The 15349-nt window shown below is 68.0% G+C and carries 19 protein-coding genes and 3 pseudogenes; 8 read left to right on the top strand and 14 right to left on the bottom strand.

What is annotated here, in order from left to right; all coding sequences use genetic code 11:
- Positions 1-92: 92 nt before the first annotated feature.
- Positions 93-534 (bottom strand): annotated as a pseudogene (locus AB0D14_RS34540) (transposase); the annotation flags it as partial.
- Positions 535-864: 330 nt separating this feature from the next.
- Between AB0D14_RS34540 and AB0D14_RS34535 the strand changes: the two are divergent.
- Entirely contained in the window at positions 865-1089 is a 225-nt protein-coding gene (locus tag AB0D14_RS34535; protein ID WP_362786968.1) for a hypothetical protein, read from the top strand.
- A 20-nt stretch (positions 1090-1109) separates the two neighbouring features.
- Here AB0D14_RS34535 and AB0D14_RS34530 read toward each other — a convergent pair whose 3' ends face one another.
- Together AB0D14_RS34530 and AB0D14_RS34525 are read right to left on the bottom strand one after the other, a co-directional pair.
- Positions 1110-1583 (bottom strand): hypothetical protein, encoded by a 474-nt coding sequence (locus AB0D14_RS34530; RefSeq protein WP_362786966.1) that lies wholly within the window; start codon positions 1581-1583, stop codon positions 1110-1112.
- Positions 1584-1655: 72 nt separating this feature from the next.
- On the bottom strand, positions 1656-2117 hold the full coding sequence (locus AB0D14_RS34525; RefSeq protein ID WP_362786964.1) for a pyridoxamine 5'-phosphate oxidase family protein: 462 nt from the start codon (positions 2115-2117) through the stop codon (positions 1656-1658).
- Between the two features lie 111 nt (positions 2118-2228).
- On the opposite strand from AB0D14_RS34525, the gene AB0D14_RS34520 reads away from it, so the two are divergent.
- Positions 2229-2804 (top strand): XRE family transcriptional regulator, encoded by a 576-nt coding sequence (locus AB0D14_RS34520; RefSeq protein ID WP_362786973.1) that lies wholly within the window; start codon positions 2229-2231, stop codon positions 2802-2804.
- Between the two features lie 106 nt (positions 2805-2910).
- On the top strand, positions 2911-3153 hold the full coding sequence (locus AB0D14_RS34515) for a hypothetical protein (RefSeq protein WP_362786962.1): 243 nt from the start codon (positions 2911-2913) through the stop codon (positions 3151-3153).
- Between the two features lie 190 nt (positions 3154-3343).
- On the opposite strand, the gene AB0D14_RS34510 is transcribed toward AB0D14_RS34515, so the two are convergent.
- The 3 genes from AB0D14_RS34510 to AB0D14_RS34500 form a co-directional block, all read right to left on the bottom strand.
- Positions 3344-3928 carry a hypothetical protein gene (locus tag AB0D14_RS34510; RefSeq protein ID WP_362786960.1) on the bottom strand — a complete coding sequence of 195 codons (585 nt, stop codon included), beginning with the start codon at positions 3926-3928 and terminating at the stop codon, positions 3344-3346.
- 262 nt (positions 3929-4190) lie between these two features.
- Positions 4191-5489 (bottom strand): cytochrome P450, encoded by a 1299-nt coding sequence (locus tag AB0D14_RS34505; RefSeq protein WP_362786958.1) that lies wholly within the window; start codon positions 5487-5489, stop codon positions 4191-4193.
- Positions 5490-5534: 45 nt separating this feature from the next.
- The gene (locus AB0D14_RS34500; RefSeq protein ID WP_362786956.1) at positions 5535-7034 is read right to left on the bottom strand and encodes a methyltransferase domain-containing protein; all 1500 of its coding nucleotides are present in this window, start codon (positions 7032-7034) and stop codon (positions 5535-5537) included.
- A 128-nt stretch (positions 7035-7162) separates the two neighbouring features.
- On the opposite strand from AB0D14_RS34500, the gene AB0D14_RS34495 reads away from it, so the two are divergent.
- Complete coding sequence (locus AB0D14_RS34495; RefSeq protein ID WP_362786954.1) at positions 7163-7948, top strand: hypothetical protein; 786 nt, start codon at positions 7163-7165, stop codon at positions 7946-7948.
- A 214-nt stretch (positions 7949-8162) separates the two neighbouring features.
- Positions 8163-8711 (top strand): EF-hand domain-containing protein, encoded by a 549-nt coding sequence (locus AB0D14_RS34490; protein WP_362786952.1) that lies wholly within the window; start codon positions 8163-8165, stop codon positions 8709-8711.
- Positions 8712-9008: 297 nt separating this feature from the next.
- On the opposite strand, the pseudogene AB0D14_RS34485 reads toward AB0D14_RS34490, so the two are convergent.
- A pseudogene (locus tag AB0D14_RS34485) lies at positions 9009-9398 on the bottom strand (transposase); the annotation flags it as partial.
- Positions 9397-9628 (bottom strand): annotated as a pseudogene (locus AB0D14_RS34480) (hypothetical protein); the annotation flags it as partial. The pseudogenes AB0D14_RS34485 and AB0D14_RS34480, both read right to left, overlap by 2 nt.
- 103 nt (positions 9629-9731) lie before the next feature.
- Here AB0D14_RS34480 and AB0D14_RS34475 point away from each other — a divergent pair.
- Positions 9732-9953, top strand: coding sequence for an IS3 family transposase (locus AB0D14_RS34475; protein WP_362786950.1), 222 nt, complete (start codon positions 9732-9734; stop codon positions 9951-9953).
- A 100-nt stretch (positions 9954-10053) separates the two neighbouring features.
- Here the strand turns inward: AB0D14_RS34475 and AB0D14_RS34470 are convergent, their stop codons facing one another.
- The 3 genes from AB0D14_RS34470 to AB0D14_RS34460 form a co-directional block, all read right to left on the bottom strand.
- Positions 10054-10281 (bottom strand): DUF397 domain-containing protein, encoded by a 228-nt coding sequence (locus tag AB0D14_RS34470; protein ID WP_362786948.1) that lies wholly within the window; start codon positions 10279-10281, stop codon positions 10054-10056.
- Between the two features lie 180 nt (positions 10282-10461).
- Positions 10462-10665 carry a DUF397 domain-containing protein gene (locus AB0D14_RS34465; RefSeq protein WP_362786946.1) on the bottom strand — a complete coding sequence of 68 codons (204 nt, stop codon included), beginning with the start codon at positions 10663-10665 and terminating at the stop codon, positions 10462-10464.
- Entirely contained in the window at positions 10662-11096 is a 435-nt protein-coding gene (locus AB0D14_RS34460; RefSeq protein WP_362786944.1) for a Scr1 family TA system antitoxin-like transcriptional regulator, read from the bottom strand. Before AB0D14_RS34460 ends, AB0D14_RS34465 begins: the two co-directional genes overlap by 4 nt.
- Here AB0D14_RS34460 and AB0D14_RS34455 point away from each other — a divergent pair.
- Positions 10995-11822 (top strand): MarR family transcriptional regulator, encoded by an 828-nt coding sequence (locus tag AB0D14_RS34455; protein ID WP_362786942.1) that lies wholly within the window; start codon positions 10995-10997, stop codon positions 11820-11822. The genes AB0D14_RS34460 and AB0D14_RS34455 overlap by 102 nt on opposite strands.
- A gap of 865 nt (positions 11823-12687) precedes the next feature.
- On the opposite strand, the gene AB0D14_RS34450 is transcribed toward AB0D14_RS34455, so the two are convergent.
- Entirely contained in the window at positions 12688-13257 is a 570-nt protein-coding gene (locus AB0D14_RS34450) for a hypothetical protein (RefSeq protein ID WP_362786940.1), read from the bottom strand.
- A complete protein-coding gene (locus AB0D14_RS34445; RefSeq protein WP_362786938.1) occupies positions 13254-13865 on the bottom strand; it encodes an RNA polymerase sigma factor in 612 nt (203 codons plus the stop codon). The genes AB0D14_RS34450 and AB0D14_RS34445 overlap by 4 nt, the downstream gene beginning before the upstream one ends.
- Positions 13866-14107: 242 nt before the next feature.
- On the opposite strand from AB0D14_RS34445, the gene AB0D14_RS34440 reads away from it, so the two are divergent.
- Entirely contained in the window at positions 14108-14605 is a 498-nt protein-coding gene (locus tag AB0D14_RS34440; protein ID WP_362786936.1) for a DUF3592 domain-containing protein, read from the top strand.
- Between the two features lie 310 nt (positions 14606-14915).
- On the opposite strand, the gene AB0D14_RS34435 is transcribed toward AB0D14_RS34440, so the two are convergent.
- Positions 14916-15299 carry a hypothetical protein gene (locus AB0D14_RS34435; RefSeq protein WP_362786934.1) on the bottom strand — a complete coding sequence of 128 codons (384 nt, stop codon included), beginning with the start codon at positions 15297-15299 and terminating at the stop codon, positions 14916-14918.
- Positions 15300-15349 lie beyond the last annotated feature (50 nt).

Below are 15349 nucleotides of genomic sequence, written 5' to 3'. Positions count from 1 at the left end.
CAAGCCCACGCTGTGGGCCCGTTGCCAGACTTCAGCCCCGTCCCACCAACTCACCCAGAACGTCTCGATCGTCGTCCGCAGCCCCTACCAGTAGGCTCCAGCACGGCCACGAAGGAGTAGGGCCAGCCCGGGGTGAACTGCGAGGGCCGCCTTCGCGCGGCCGTAGACGTGGCAGAACAGCCGCGCCGCCGAGCACGGCGCATCCGAGCGAAGCCACGGCGACACATCGACCGCCAGGACCAGGCGCCCGCCGTCGAACGGCGGCAGCGACAGTCCGGCCAGCGCGGTCCGCAGCCGGCCGACGTCGATCCGGCCGTGGTTCAGGCCGCCGTACATCGCCCCGTGCCCGCGACGATGCTCGGGCAACAGCGTCAAGTCCACCGGGGACTTCACCGCACCGTCCGCGCACAGCACCGCGTCAACCAGCTCGAACAACGCGTCACGCCGAGCGGTCAGACACTCATAGAACTCACCCAGGAAGCGTGACGCTTCCGCGAACGCTTCCCTCCGGACAGCATCAGCCAGCAGACTCACTCTCACGGCCTTCGTCTTGGTCACGTGCACCTTGGTCGGAGCACATGATCAGACGAAGGCCGCTCCCGCGTCCGGCGAATCACCAGGCGAGCGAATGTGTTCGAGACACCGTTCGAGATCGTGGCACCATGTAGGGCATGACGACCAACCGAAAGGTCCATGCCGCGTAGACGTCCTGGACGCATCCGGGCTCTAATCCCGGACCGGCACCAGTCACAGAACGCAAGACTGGCCATCGACCGTCTCTCCCCGCGAGCGCTGTCCGAGATCATTCGCCTTGAACGCACGCGGAACTACCTCCAGCCGGGGGACATCAGCGCGGCATTACGCATGTGGAAGGACTATGTCCACCGCCCGGCGCGCGAGCTCTGGCACGACGACGAGTTCGGCAACGTGCACTGGTACTGCTGCGGCAACCCTCTCGAAGGCCGAGCCCTGCTCGACGGCGTGCTACAAGCGATGTCGCAGCCCGGAGCCCGCGAACTCCGCAAGATAGTCGAACAGCTTGACGCCTGTATGGGCCCGCCCGACCCAGCCGCAGGCCGCCGAAGATAAAGAACAAGACAGAGTGCCGTTCAGCGTGAGGTGCCCTCCGGCCACAGCACCCGGACGGGGACGCCGGTCCGCTCGGCGTACGCCACGACGTCCGCCGTCCCGCCGTGCCCCCATGCCGGTTTCCCGTCCCATACGGCGACCAGCTCGTCAGCGAGCCCGACGAGGATTTCAGAGCCTGTCATGTGCGCCTCGGAGTCGGAGGCGGTCATGCCGGTCTCGTGCACGTCGCTCGCGCGGGACATCAGCTCGTCGTACGTGGAGTGATGCCGCTCCGGCAGGCCGTCGCGGTACTCGGTGGCCGGAACGACGACCTCAAGGCGTCCGCCGACAGACAGCACGGCTTCGGCGAACCACGCATCGGGGCCGTCCGCGATGCACGAGACCGCCACCAGCTCCGCCACGTCGTACCCGCTCACCGCATCAGCCAGGAGCGCCCGCACGCGCTCCTCAACCTCTGCGCTCAGTCCGCGGTGACCAGTGATCCCCACCCGCATGCCTGTCCTCCTACAGATAGACGCTGTCTGTAGATCGTGATCCGGGAGAGGACCGCCGTCGAGGGACGGCCGCTATTCCAGCCACGTTCCGTCGCGCATGATGACTCTCCCGCGTAGTTCCGGCTCGCCGCGCCAAGCCCGCACAGTCCCCGGGACCACACGTACATACACAAAGGAACCCTTCTCCACGCGCGGATCCCACCCGAACTTGTCGGCGAACGCCTCCGCTGCGCTTCCGGGCACCTCCTGGTCCGGGAAGCACTCCGCCTCACCCTGGAGGAGCACCACGTCGAAGGTGTCCGGCAGCGCCAGACGCACGCGCGGCTCTTCGCGGACGTTCCGCGCAGTAACGGACGTGGCGCTGGTACACATCCACACCGCTCGCCCATCCCACAAGAACCACAGCGGCACCTGGTGCGGCCCGTGATCAGGGTGAGCCGTCGACACCCATACATCCCGCTCGGTAACGAGCCGCTCCAGAGCGTCGCGCATACGCTCCGCCGTCCGGCGACGAACAATCCCCGTGGTCTTCATGAGGACTGACCCTAGCCAGCAGGCACGAAGCGCGCCTGAGGCGAAGGACCTACGCCCAGCGACCGCTCTGGATCACCCGTGCCGCCTTGACCACTACCGCGGAGGGAGCACCTGAGACAGGCGCCCGGCGGCGACAGGGAGATCGTCCGCTCCTACCCTTACCGGTCATCCTGCCCGTCCACTGTTTGGGGTGAACTGGTCGCCAACACCACCAGGGATCTCTTCTTCGCGGGATACACGAACTACTTCCTATGGTTGGACCAACCCGCATTCGTAGCCACACTCCGACAGAAACTTGCCGCCGGATGCCGTGTGCGGTTTCTGCTGGGCGACCCTGTCGGGGAAGTAACCCGGAGCAGGGAACAGGTTGAGGACGTGGCGCTCACTGTGTCCACGCGCATTCGAATCACTCTTGAGCACCTCGAAAAGCTCGGATCGCATGAGGGGCTGGAAACGCGCTTCTCTGCGCCGAGCGATGCCGCAAATCACGTATCTCTGTCGGTCTTTCGCTTCGACGATGAAGCGCTCGTTACTCCCCATCTAGCGCGCATGGTCGGTCATGACTCACCACTCCTGCACCTGCGCAGGTATGGCAACGGCGGGATGTTCCAACGATTCGCTGAGCACGCCGAGGAACTGTGGTCAAGGGGTGCTCAGTCCGGGCAAACGGCAGGCACACCACAATGAGCCTTTGCCAACCTCACTGGGATGCAGCCCGCGCTGAAGGAAAGTCGAGCGTCAGGGGTAGGAATTTCGGGTGCGGAGGACCGCCGAGTCAGTCTGAAATCGGGGGATGGCGATCAGGACGAGCACGCCGGCGGTAGGTGAACTCGACGACATCGTCTGGGTGTTGAGCGAGTGGCAGTACGACGACGGGCCCGCGCAGCTGCACCCGGGTGATGTCGGCTGGTTCTGGCGGTTCGGCGCGGAGCGAACGGCGGGAGCCATCCGGACGTGGAGACGGGCCGGGGAGACACTGGCGGTCGGACTGCTGGACGGACCGGAGTTACTGCGGTACTCGACCACACCTCAGTGAGGGATCGGGGCGCTCCCCTGCAGGGAAGCAGCAGGAGCCGCCCTGCGCGGGAGCCTGACCACCGAGTCTGGTTCGCGCCGGCGGGGGCCCGTGAAACCCACGAAATTTGCGAAGGATCCCGGATCACCCCCGAGCCACCCCCTCGGACACCAAGGGACTGTAGCCCGTTGGGAGGTTGCAGACCGCTCCCTCAACGTCGGCGACGCATGCGCTGATCCTGGTGCGTGAAGCGCGGCAAAGGTTCATCAGTGAGTCCCCGCCAACTCACGTTGGGAATATCTGGTCTCGTTGCCACTGATCCGCTGCGCCAGTTGATCAGTGCACCTACCACGAGTTCGATGTAGTTGAGCATCTCGCGAACCATCGCGTCAGTGTCGACGGCAGCTACATCCCCCGGGTCTGAGGAAGCCTGCTTTCGCATGACCCCGAGGGCCTCGAACACCAAGTTGTAGGTCTCAGCTACAGCCATGCGCAGTTTGGGTTCAGAGAGCGCCGAAAACCGGACAATGCACATATCGCCGAACTTGTCCGCTGCCTGCCACAACGTGGGCCAGTCGCCACGAGGCCGCTGCCACGGTTGTGGGTTGAAGGCAGCATGGAGTTCGAGTAGCCCTGCGGCAAGATCCTCAGCAGCTCCGAACGCCAGCTGTTCACGTGCGGACTTCCTCTCGTGCCATCTCGTTGCGTAGAACGTGCCGACGGCGAGCGTGCCAGACAACAATGAACCGAGCAGCGCGGAGCCGCTGCCGTCCCAGAAGCCATCTGCGAGATTCACGTCCCTCCCAGAAACGCACCTCCGACAAGTCTGCTTCGTCAGGCGTTCACGTACACCGTCACAGCGATGGACACGGCTTGCACCCACTGGACCTCAGTGCCCGCGCAGGTCAAGGGTCCCTCTGCCCTGAAGCCTGCCGGGCCCTGCGCCCGCGAGCAATAGTCAAGACTTGTGGATTGGCGGCCTGATCGTCAGCAGTGGGCTGAGCGTGGCGAATTCGACGTTTCGGTCCTGCCGTGACCGGTGTGAGGCTGTGAATTGGTTATCTCATTGGCTGCCAGGCGGCGGGGAGTTGGGTGGGCGCGCGCAGGGCTGCGTTGCGGGGCCATGTGTCGGGGTGGCAGCGGTCCGGTCGGGTGAGGGTGAGGTGGGGGCAGGTGTCGGCGAGGGTTGTCAGGGCGTGGTGGGCGAGGTGGCGTGTGTAGGCGGCGCCGGGGCAGTAGTGGATTCCCGCGCCGAAGGCGACGGTCGGCGGCTGTGAGGTGCGCCGGGTCTGGTGGATGTCGGGTTCGGTGAGCCGGTGGTCCTCGTCGCGGCCCGCCGAGGCGAGCAGGAGAAGGAGGCGTGCTCCGGCCGGGATCTGTGTTCCGGACAGGTGGATGTCGCGGGTGGTGCTGCGGAGCCATCCGGCCAGGGGCGGGTCGTGGCGCAGGGTCTCCGCGACGGCTTCGGGCCAGCGATCGGTGCGGTGGATTTCCTCATACGTGCCGGTGGTCAGGAGGCGGTAGAGGGTGTTGGCCAGCAGGCGGGGGGTGATCTCCGCGTTGGTGATCAGCACTTCCATCAGGGTGGAGGCGACCTCGTGGGTGCTGAAGGGGTGTTCGTCGGTGTCCTGGTGGGTGAGCCAGCCGGTGATCAGGTCGTTCCCGTGTGCGGTGCGGGACCGTTGTTCGGTCAGGGCGAGGCAGGAGGAGAAGAGGTCGGCCAGTGCGTGGGCGGCGGTGACCTGCGCGGCGTCGTCGATATGACCCCAGACCAGGTGGGAGAGGGCGGCGGCCCGGTCCATGATGGCGGGCTGGTCCTGGGCCGGGAGGCCGGTGAGGCGGCCGAGGACGGCGGTTGCCAGCGGGCGGGCCCATTCTTCGACGAGGTCACCGGTGTGGCAGGGGCGTGCGGCGAATTCGCGGGCCGCGCGGGTCGTCTCCTCTTGTAGCAGGGCGTCCAGGTCGTTCATCCGGCGCTCGGTGGTGGGGAAGACGGCGGTCATCTGGCGGCGGAAGCGGCCGTGGTGCGGTGGGTCGAGGGAGGACAGGACCGGCAGTGCGCCGCTGCCTTCCAGGATCGCCTGTGCTGCGGGGCAGAGCCGCTGCAGGGGGACGTAGCCGAGAGTGGTGGAGAAGGTGCCGCTCGCGTCACGCAGGACGGTGTCGATGTCGTGGTGCCGGGTGACGACCCACACGTCGAGTTCGGGGTCGTGGAAAACGGGGTGCTCGCGGCGCAGATGGGCGTAGAGCCCACCCGGTTCGCCGGCGCCGTGCGCTGTGATCGCGCCGGGTGTGGTGGCCGGGCAGCGCGGCAGTTCGGTACAGGTATGGGAGGTCGTCGGCTCGGTCAGGGCCACGGCGGCGGATCCTTCGGAGGCTTTCGCGCGCGGGGACACGACTGGTCAGCGTGCTCGGCGGGGGCGGGCGGTGAGGAGGACGGCGTCGTCGTTGAAGCGGTCGGTGCCGGTGGCGAAGTGGGTCCGCAGGGTTGGCAGCAGCGCCCGGCGCAGCTCGGAGAGCTGGGGGTGTCCGGTGTTCCAGAAGTCGGCGAGCACATCGGCGGCGGCCTGTGCCTTCGCGTTCGCGCCTTCCTCGGGGAAGACGACGTCGACGCGGGCGCGGGTGAAGGAGATGTCGGTGAAGCCGTGCCCTGCCAGGGTGTGGGCGGCGCGGGTCAGGAGCAGGCCCTGGTGGTCGTGGGGTTCACCGGTCAGTTCGGCGCAGGTCCGGTTCCACAGGGCGATCATTTGGTTGTCGGGAGCACCCTGTACCAGGACGATCTTCGCGTGCGGGTGGGTGAGGTCGACGCTGCGGGCCATCTCGGAGACGGCTGCCTCGGGGTCGTCGGTGTAGTGCAGCATCCAGGTCGCGACGGCGGCGTCGAATGTGGCGTCCTGGAGCGGGAGTTGCTCGGCGCAGCCGGGCAGGACCGTTACCCCTGCGGCGGTCAGGGGGCGCATGCTCTCCTCGCGGGCGGGGTGCGGTTCCACGGTGGTCACGTGGCACGGGCGGGCCGCGAGGGCGCGTACGACGGCGCCGCTGCCGCCGCCGACGTCCAGGATCCGGATGTTGTCGGCGAGTGCGTCGAGGACCGGGGCGATGTCGTGGCGTTCGAAACGGGTCTCCATGGCGAGCCAGCCCTGTTGGCTCAGCTCGTGAGGGCCCCGGTAGGAGGCGGGCAACGGGTAGGGGCCGGCCAGCGCATGCGCCGGTGCGGCAGGCCCGCCGGGCTTGACCGCGTAGATGAACAGGTGTTCCTCGGGCCCCATGCCGGGGAAGTCGGGGTGGAAGAGGCTGAGTTCCTCGTGGACGACCTCCAGGCCGGCCTCGCGCAGCAGTCGCGGGAAGACCTCGGCCGGGTGGCTGGTGGCGCGGATGGTCTGCCCCATCCACTGGATCTCTTCGTCCTCCGCGTCGAAGGGCACCGTGGCGAAGACGAACAGTCCGCCGGGGGCAAGCCAGTCGGCGACCCGAGCGAGCGTGGCGGCCAGATCCGTGCGGGGCATCTGCAGAAGCGGGAAGAACGCGGTGATCGCACCCCAGGTGCCGGGAGCATCGGGCAGGGTGCGTACGTCGGCCAGCTCGAACCGTGCACCCGGCACCTGAGCCCTGGCCAGGTCCACCATGGTGGTGGACACGTCGTAGCCAGTGACGTCGTGACCAGCCGCGGCCAGACGGTCAGCGGTCGGCCGTCCCGTGCCGGAGCCGATGTCCATGACCTTCGCAGCCGCGGGCAGGCGGGCCAACAGCCAGTCGATCGCCCGCTGCTGTTCGGGCAGATGCGCGTACGTGTCCTCGTACGTCTTGCCCAGAACGTCGAACGGCCGGGCCGCGGCCCCTGGTGGCGTGTCCGCGCACGAAGAGGGAGAAGTCCTGGTCGCGGTGGTGTTCTCAACAGCCATGACGGCAGGGCTCCTTAGTCATTTACGGAATCGACCCTTCAGTACACTACAGTCCGCGCACGCCCGCCTACTCAGCGTGTGCGCCGCGGTGTGCCCTGCCCTCAGCCGTTCGGAGAACTACACCCCCCGTGAACACCCACCAGCCGGATCACTCGGCCTACTTCGCCTTCCGGGATCAGCTTCTCGGCCCCCTGCGCACCACCGTCCTGACCTCCCAACAGCTCTGCGAAGCAGGCCGGTTGATCTACGGCCACGAGGCAGGGCTGTCGCTTTACGGCATCCCCGCCGCCGACATGGCCCCCAAGGGCATCACCTTGCTCGGGCGCACCGTCATCGAGTGCTCCGTCGACGACTACACAGCACCGGTCGCCGACGCGCTCGCCGCACTCCAGGCCGCGTCCCAGCCGCAGGGGCCCGACGCCGGCAACCCGCTGATCGCGGACCTGTTCTGCGGCTCCGGCAACTTCGGCCACCACCTCGGCCAGCGCCTGATGCGCGCCGTCCACGCCGCCGAACTCGACCCCGCCGTCTTCGGAACGGCCCGTAACAACCTCGACCGCATCGGCTCCGCGATCACCCTGCGTCTGACGGATTACCGCGACCTGCTGCGCGAACTTCCCGCCCGCAGCACGCACGACACGTACGTCGTGGAACCGCCGTGGGGCCCTGCCTTCACCGCCGCTGGCCTCGATCTGACCCGCACCTCGCCGCCCGTGCCGGAGATCCTCGACGACATCCGCCGATCCCGCGACGGCCTGCCCTGCCACATCGCGATCAAGACCAACGACCAGATCGCCCACGACTCACTGGACCGCTCCTTCACGGGCGCCCGCCACCTCGCCACCATCACCCCGGCTCCGAGCCTTCCCTCCGGGGCGAACATGGACTTCCACCTCTACGAACTCCACGGCTGAACCGCGCACCCCGCCTGCCCGCGGCCCGTTCCGGTCGCGTCGGCTCCGGGAGACCGGCAGGCATCCCGCGCCGCCGCTGCCCTGGCCCCGGAGCGACCCCCGCGTGTGGATACCTGTGAGCCATCCGGGTGATCCACCGCTATCCGGGTGGTCATCCGGCAGTGACCTCGTTCCAATATTTTCCTGAGAACAACTACCACTACCGGGAGTGACTGTGAGCAAGGCACCCACCATGGTCGGCAAGTACGACCGAGCCTTCGTCCTCTTCGACGCAAACGGCAACGGCGTCATCGAGGAGACGGACTTCGACCTGCTGGCGGACGCCGTCCTGCGCGTGGGCGGCGCCGAGCCCGGTACCGCAAAGGAGCGCGAACTGCGCGAGACCTTCCGAGCCTGCTGGCAGGCGATCGCGGCCTTCGACGACGGTGACGGGAAGGTCACCCGCGAGGAGTTCCACCGCGCCCTGCAGGACCGCTTCAGCGACCGCGGGCTGCTGGAGCAGCACTACCTGCCGGCCATGGACGCCTCGTTCTCCGTCATCGACACCGATGACGACAACCAGGTACCCGCCGCCCACATGGTCCGCTACCTGGAGGAAGCCCTCCGCGTCCCCGCCGACCAGGCCGAGGCGGTGTGCGCGGACATGGACGTCGACAAGGACGGACACATCACCCGCGAGGAATTCCGTACGGGCTGGCTGGACTACCTCCTCGACACCGACCACAACACCGTCGGCAGCCGACTCCTCGGCAGCACCACCTGAGCGGTCACGCCGCAACATCCCATCAGGGGATGACGAACCACATCCCGTTCGTCATCCCACCCGGCACCACTCCCACCATGTCGTCCCCTTCGAGAACGATCCGTACCACCGGGGAAAAGGTTCCGCAGTAAATGTCAATCCCTTGTGGATCGATAGCGATCAGTGGAACGAGTTAGGTGACGGCGTGGCTGCTGTGGCCTGCTCGTAGACGCGGATGATCTCCGTGAGCAGGGCGGTGGATTCGGGCATGGACTGGTCCCTTTCTCCCCCACACAGCGCGACAGGTGACGGGGGCTGTCAGGCCGCCGTGGCCTGGTCCCGCTCTACGAGGACGCCGCTCTCGAACCTCGCGCCGACGCGGACGAGGGCGACGAGATGCGGTGCGGTGACCGCTCGCCAGCGAGCCTGGGCGGACTCAACGAGTTTGAAGACCATCGCGAGGGCCGCGGCCGGGCTTCCGGCACCGCGGGTGACCTTGGTCCGAAGTTTCACGGTGGAGAAGGTCGACTCGATCGGATTCGTCGTCCGCAGATGGACCCAGTGCTCGGCGGGGAAATCGTAGAACGCCAGCAGCTCGTCGACCTCGCCGGTGATCTTCTTGACGGCCTTGGGGAGCTTCGCGCCGTACGCCTCCTCAAACGCGGTGACCGCCTTCTCTGCGTGCGCACGGTCCTCAGCGTTGTAGATGCCGCTCCGGCAGGCTGTCGCGGTACTCGGTGGCCGGAACGACGACCTCAAGGCGTCCGCCGACGGACAGCACGGCTTCGGCGAACCATGCATCGGGGCCGTCCGCGATGCACGAGACCGCCACCAGCTCTGCCGTGTCGTACCCGCTCACCAGCATCAGCCAGGAGCGCCCGCACGCGCTCCTCAACCTCTGCGCTCAGTCCGCGGTGACCAGTGATCCCCACCCGCATGCCTGCCCTCCTACAGATAGACGCCGTACAACCGCTCGTCGAACTCGCGCACCACCTTGGGCGGTGAACTGGTGCTCAGCGATCGGCGCACGGCGCGTACAGGGTGCCCCGTATCACCCGTGAGCTGCGGAAATCAGGGCCCGTGGTGAACCACAAACGGGTGGCCCGGCTGATGCGAGCCGCCAGCCTCGCGGGAGGCCACCTCCGCAAGGGGAAGCGGACCTCCGTTCAGGATGTCCGTGCGCCGAAGGCGCCGGATCTGCTGGAGCGGGATTTCACCGCGCCCCGTCCCGATGTGCGCTGGTGCGGCGACATCACCTACTAATGCGGGAATGTCCTGCCGGACGTACAAAGGCGCCGCCCCCTGCCGGACGTCTACCGGCAGGGGGCGCCTTTCGCGCTCTGTGCCCCCAGAGCGCGACCCGCTAACCCTGGGTGAAGTGGTCGAGCTGCCCCGACTTGGCTGCGGCGATGAGTGCCGCGACCTCTCCGGGCGAGTAGATCAGGGCCGGACCCTGCGGCGCCTTGCTCTGCCGGACTGCCGTCCTTCCGTCGCCCAGGGCGGCAAACTCGAAACAGTTTCCGTCCCCCGTAGAGGCGGATTGCCAATCGACACCAAGCGTCGATGCATCCGGGATTACGTACTCACTCATTGCGCTACTACCCCTTGCCGGTAGTGATTCCTGGGCTTCTCGATTAGCTCAATCGATTCAGGGGCGCTGGGCGCCTCTGAGTTGAGCCGCCTAAATACCCTGCCACGCTCCTGCACATAACGCACTGCGCCCCGCTCACGGAAATAAGCCGTGGGCGGGGCGCATTTGCGCGTCTCCGGGTCAGTCGTCGAACTCCCCAGCCTTGACTCCGTCCAGAAACGCAGCCCACTCGGTGGGGGTATAGAACTGAACGGTACTGGGGTTCTTGCTATCCCGGATCGCGCGGCCCCCGTCAGCAGTCCGCGCCACCTCGACGCAATCTTGATTGGCGCCCTGCGACGCCCTGGCCTTCTTAAAGGCGGTGACGATATCCTGATTCTTCATTCCTTTTCTTTCTCGCTCTCCGGGATGTCCCGTATGGCTTTTTGGAGAAAAGTAAGACTCTTCTCCGGACTCAAAGCCGCCGATCTCAGCGCTTCGAAAATACGCGCATGCTTGGCCATGTCCTCCAAGTCCTCAAGAATCACCGTGCTCGTGGCGACGTGCCGGACACACAAAGGCGCCCCCTGCCGGGTTCGCCGGCGCCAGAGAATGAACGCCGGACCGACAGGGCGACACGCCCCCGCCCCAGCGGTCGCGGTCGACCTTCGGTGGCGATCGAAGCCACGGCCCGTACTGCTCCACGGGGCGTGACCGCAGGCATGATGTGGGCCATGACTCACACCGCGCGCCGCATGTTCGAGCTCCTGGAGCCGATCTGCCTGGTCACCTTCCTCTCCGACGAGTGCAACGAGGAGCTGGGCGCGCTCGGCCATCGCACCTACTGGGACGGCTACTTCGCCAGCCGCGCCGCGCCACTGGGGCGGGTGCCTGCGCAGGTCGTGCACGCGGCCTTTTACAACTTCGCCGACGGGGAGGCCGCGCGGCACATCCCGAGCGCGTGGGAGACGATCCCGCCCGAGGCGTCCGTCGCCGCGCGGGAGCGGGGCAGCGCGGCCTCCGTACGGCGGATCCTCGGCGACAAGATGGCCGACTCCCCGGGCCTGGTGCGCGCCGCCGACCTGACCACCAAGGCCGCGACGAACGCGCCCACAGAAGGCCGGGTGATGTACGCCGGGATGCGCACTCTTCCGGTGCCGAGCGACCCGGTCGCCCGGCTGTGGCATTCCGCGACCATGCTGCGTGAGCACCGCGGTGACGGGCACGTTGCCGCGCTCGTCGGCGCGCTCATCGGCGGCACGGAGGCCCACGTGCTCTCCGCGTTGGAGATGGGCATCCACCCGCCGGAGTCGTTCGGGCGCATCCATCACCTGCCGAAGGAGCGGTTGGCCGCGGTCATGGACGGCCTGCGCGAGCGAGGGCTCGTCGACACCGACGGCCGGTTCACCGACGCCGGCCGCGAGACCAAACAACGCATCGAAGCCCTCACCGACGAACTCGCCGCCCCGCCGTACGACACCCTGTCTCCCGCCGAACTCGACGAGTTGGTCGCCGAGCTCGAACCCATCACCGCGACGCTGGTGGCGGCGGGGTCACAGTGACGAACAGCGACTGACGGGACGAGAAGTCCGCACCCCGGCACCGAAACGCAGCGCCCGCCCGGGGCACCGGGCGGGCGGGCCGTGCTGCCCGGCTCGGACCGGGCAGCTTGCGTTCAGACCGTGCCTGCCGCCTAAGCGACCGGGAATCCGATCAGCGGGTGTAGGCCGAGGCCTCAGCGGTGGCATCGTGCTTGGAGCCGGCGGTGGCGTCGTGCTTCGACCCGGCGGTGGCGTCGTGCCTCGACCCAGCCGTGGCGTCATGCTCCGACCCGGCGGTGGCGTCGTGCCTCGACCCAGCCGTGGCGTCATGCTCCGACCCGGCGGTAGCGTCGTGCCTCGACCCAGCCGTGGCGTCATGCTCCGACCCGGCGGTAGCAGGCTTCGCGTGCCTCGGCGCAGTGGTGCGCTTGGCCGAGGTCCGGTCGGCGGGCGTCTCCGACGAGGCGGTGGCGGGCTTGCCGTGCTTCCCGGTGGAAGTCGGCGCCACCGCGGAAGCCGCCGGGGTCTTTTGCGCGTCGGTGGAAGCGGGTGCCGGGCCAGTCGCGGCGTGGGCGGACATGCCCCCGCCGAGAGCCACCGCAGCCCCCGCGATGGAGATACCCAATACGGTGCGAACCCGGCTCGGGCGTAGGTTACGGGCGGCGCTGTGACGTGCAGACATTGTGGTTCCTCGAATCATCATTGGCTGTCGATCGGCTGACCGTCCGCCATGGGTGCTTTCCACTGCGGCGGTCATGAACTGGAGGTGCCTCCACCCCGGACGAATGTCCGAAGCCCTCCCGGTTGCGGGTCGGACGAGATGAACCTCGGAGGCACGGCGTGCTGGTGCTGCTGGACATGGCGAGCCGCGGGAGGTGCCCGCGGGTCAGGCGTGCGCGTCCGGGCCGCCGCCTATCCCCGGCACGCTGCACGCCGGGACCTTCGTCACCAGCCGTGAGGACACCGCCCGGGTCGTGCCGTCGTCCTTGGACTCCGCCACGATGAGCAGCGTCTCGCCGTCATGGATCAGGTCCGGGTGGATGCGGGCCGTCCAGGGGGGCTCGGAGTCGCTGAACGTCATCGGGTAGCGCTCCAGTGACCCGGGAGCCTCGGTCGGCACTCCCGTGGCGCAGTGATCGTCCCCCTCGAGGACGGCCGCCCGCACGCCCATCCTGTTCAGCTGCTTCTGAAGGCCGGACTCGCCCTCGGTGCGATGCAGTTCCAGGATCAGCGAGCCGTCGTCCTGCCGGGTCACGGCGTACGCGGGCGAGCTGCCCGAGCCGCTCACCATCGGCACGACCACCGCCGCCGCGACGGCTGTCGCCACCGCCGCGACCGTGAACCGGACGCGAAGGTGACGAGCCGGGACGCGGGTGGCCGAAGCGGGGGCCGATTCCGTGGCCATGGCCGACAGCTCCGACGCCAGGCGCTGCTTGAATCCGGTGGGCGTGCTCATGAGACAACCTCCAAGATGGGTTCGATGTCTTCGGTGACGGACGGACGTTCGGCGCGCAGCGCGCGCCTCGCGCGGAGCAGGCGGCTGCGCACCGTCGCCCGGTTGAGGCCGAGGACCTGGGCGGCCTCACGCGGGGTGAGGCCGTCGACGGTCACGAGATCGAGGACTTCGCGCAGCGGCTCGCTCAGCGCGCTGTGCCGCTGGGCCAGCTCACGTGCGGCGCGTTGTGCGTCGATCCGCTCCTCCAGCGCGGCGATGTCCTCCTGATCCAGCAGTCGGCGCCCGTTCAGCTGGGCCACCGCCTGTTGCTCGCGGGCGCTGCCGCGGTAGTGGGAGGCCAGGACGTTGCGGGCGATTCCGTACAGCCAGGCGTAGGGCGCCCCGCGCTTCGGGTCGTACTGGCCGGCGGCCTCCAGCGCGGCGACGAAGACGTCGGCGGTGAGGTCGGCGGCCACCTGCGGGCAGCTCGTGCGCCGGGTCACGAAGCCGAGGACGGCGTCGAAGTTCTCCTCGTAGAACGCCGAGAATCCGGCGGCGTCCGGCCGCGGCGGCGCGGCCCGACGCGTGCGTCGTTCGGGCGCTGCGGCCCGTCCGGGTATTAAGGGCACCCGTTCCTCCAAGGTAGTTGGTAGACCCTTCACCCGTTACTTGGCCGGGCGGCGGCAAACCGTTGCATCGGCTGCCCCGCGGGTGTTCAGAGTCCCAGTGACAACCCCCGCCTCGTTTGACCAAGGACATACAGCCCTCCGGACATCACCGAGTACCGCTCGCGGTCCGACCCGAAGAAAAAAGGAGCCTGACGGCCGGTCATGCGCGAGCGCGACCCGCTCCTCCGCGTGGTGCACTCCTGATGGACCACAAGGAACCGCATCAACTCAGCGCATCGTCCAATCCTGCAAGGGAAGACGCATGTACAGCCCTGCAAATGCAGGCGGGAGGGGAGGCGACCGTGTGGTTTTTGTTCGTGCTGCTTCTACTGGCAGGCCCCGCCATCATCGGAGTCGGCATCCACGATGTCGTGCGCCGGCGCCGCCTCCGACGCGGAGGTATCAGTGTCGAGGGGCTGGTGGTCAGACACCACGCCAGCCGAAACCAGGGAGGATTCCACTACTTCGCGGTGATCAGCTTCGTTGATGCACAGGGCAGTCCGCACGAGTTCCAGGCCAATGGATCCGGAGTCAAGGGCCTGCCCGTGGGCGGTCGGGCCCCGGTGCGCTACCTCCCCGATGCCCCGAAGACCGCACGACTCGACACCGCTTGGCAACGGTTTCTGGGCATTGCGCTTCCTTTCGGGATCGGCATTGTGTTCACGGCCACCGGGATCTGGGGGATCTCCACCGGTCGTTGAGTTTGTTCCTTGAAGTTGTTGTCCTTCCGGACGTGCCATCAAGAGCAAGAGCGGGCACTCCCAAGGTCCTGGAGCCGTCAGAAACCTCGATCCACGGCGAACCACCTCAAAGTTGACGAGGAACACAGAGGCATCCCCGGCCGAAGGCTGAGGGAGGGTGATGCACCGCCTGTCCGAACAGCTGCACGCCGAGGCCGAGCAGGCGACGCCCACGAGCCCCGGCCCTCAGCGCTCCCGGCGCTGTCCCCGCGGGACCGGCACCCTCGTACGGAACCGCGAGGGAGCCCTGTCCCACGGGTCGAGCCGTACGTCACCCGGCGGGTTCGATACGGAGGACGGCGGCGGTGTCGAGGATCTCGACGACCTGCAGGCTCATGGCGTCGTTGATGGTCGCGGCGGGTCCCTGACCGCAGCTCAGCCCAACGCCGCCGCCACCCTCCGACGACACGCCGCCGCCACCGGCACAGCCCGAAACGCTGAAGCCCGACCCCGTCAGCGGCGCGACCATCTCGACCCGGTCCCCGGTGATCGCCTTCACCTCGATCGGCCCGAGGCCGTACTTTTCCGGCACCGTCACGACGTCGCCAGCCGTGACCTCGATCTCGCACGTCCCGTCAGCGCACGGCCCGGTCGGCGTGGGCGACGGCGTGGCCGTCTCCGTGCGGTCGAGCGCCGGTGACCGGGAGCCGGACACGCTGGGCCGACCCTCAGCGGGGGATCCGTCCGAAGAATCCGGGGAACACG

Source organism: Streptomyces sp. NPDC048484 (assembly GCF_040651415.1).
GTDB lineage: Bacteria > Actinomycetota > Actinomycetes > Streptomycetales > Streptomycetaceae > Streptomyces.
Note: the sequence above shows the minus strand (reverse complement) of the source record. Positions and strands in the feature narration are given on the sequence as shown.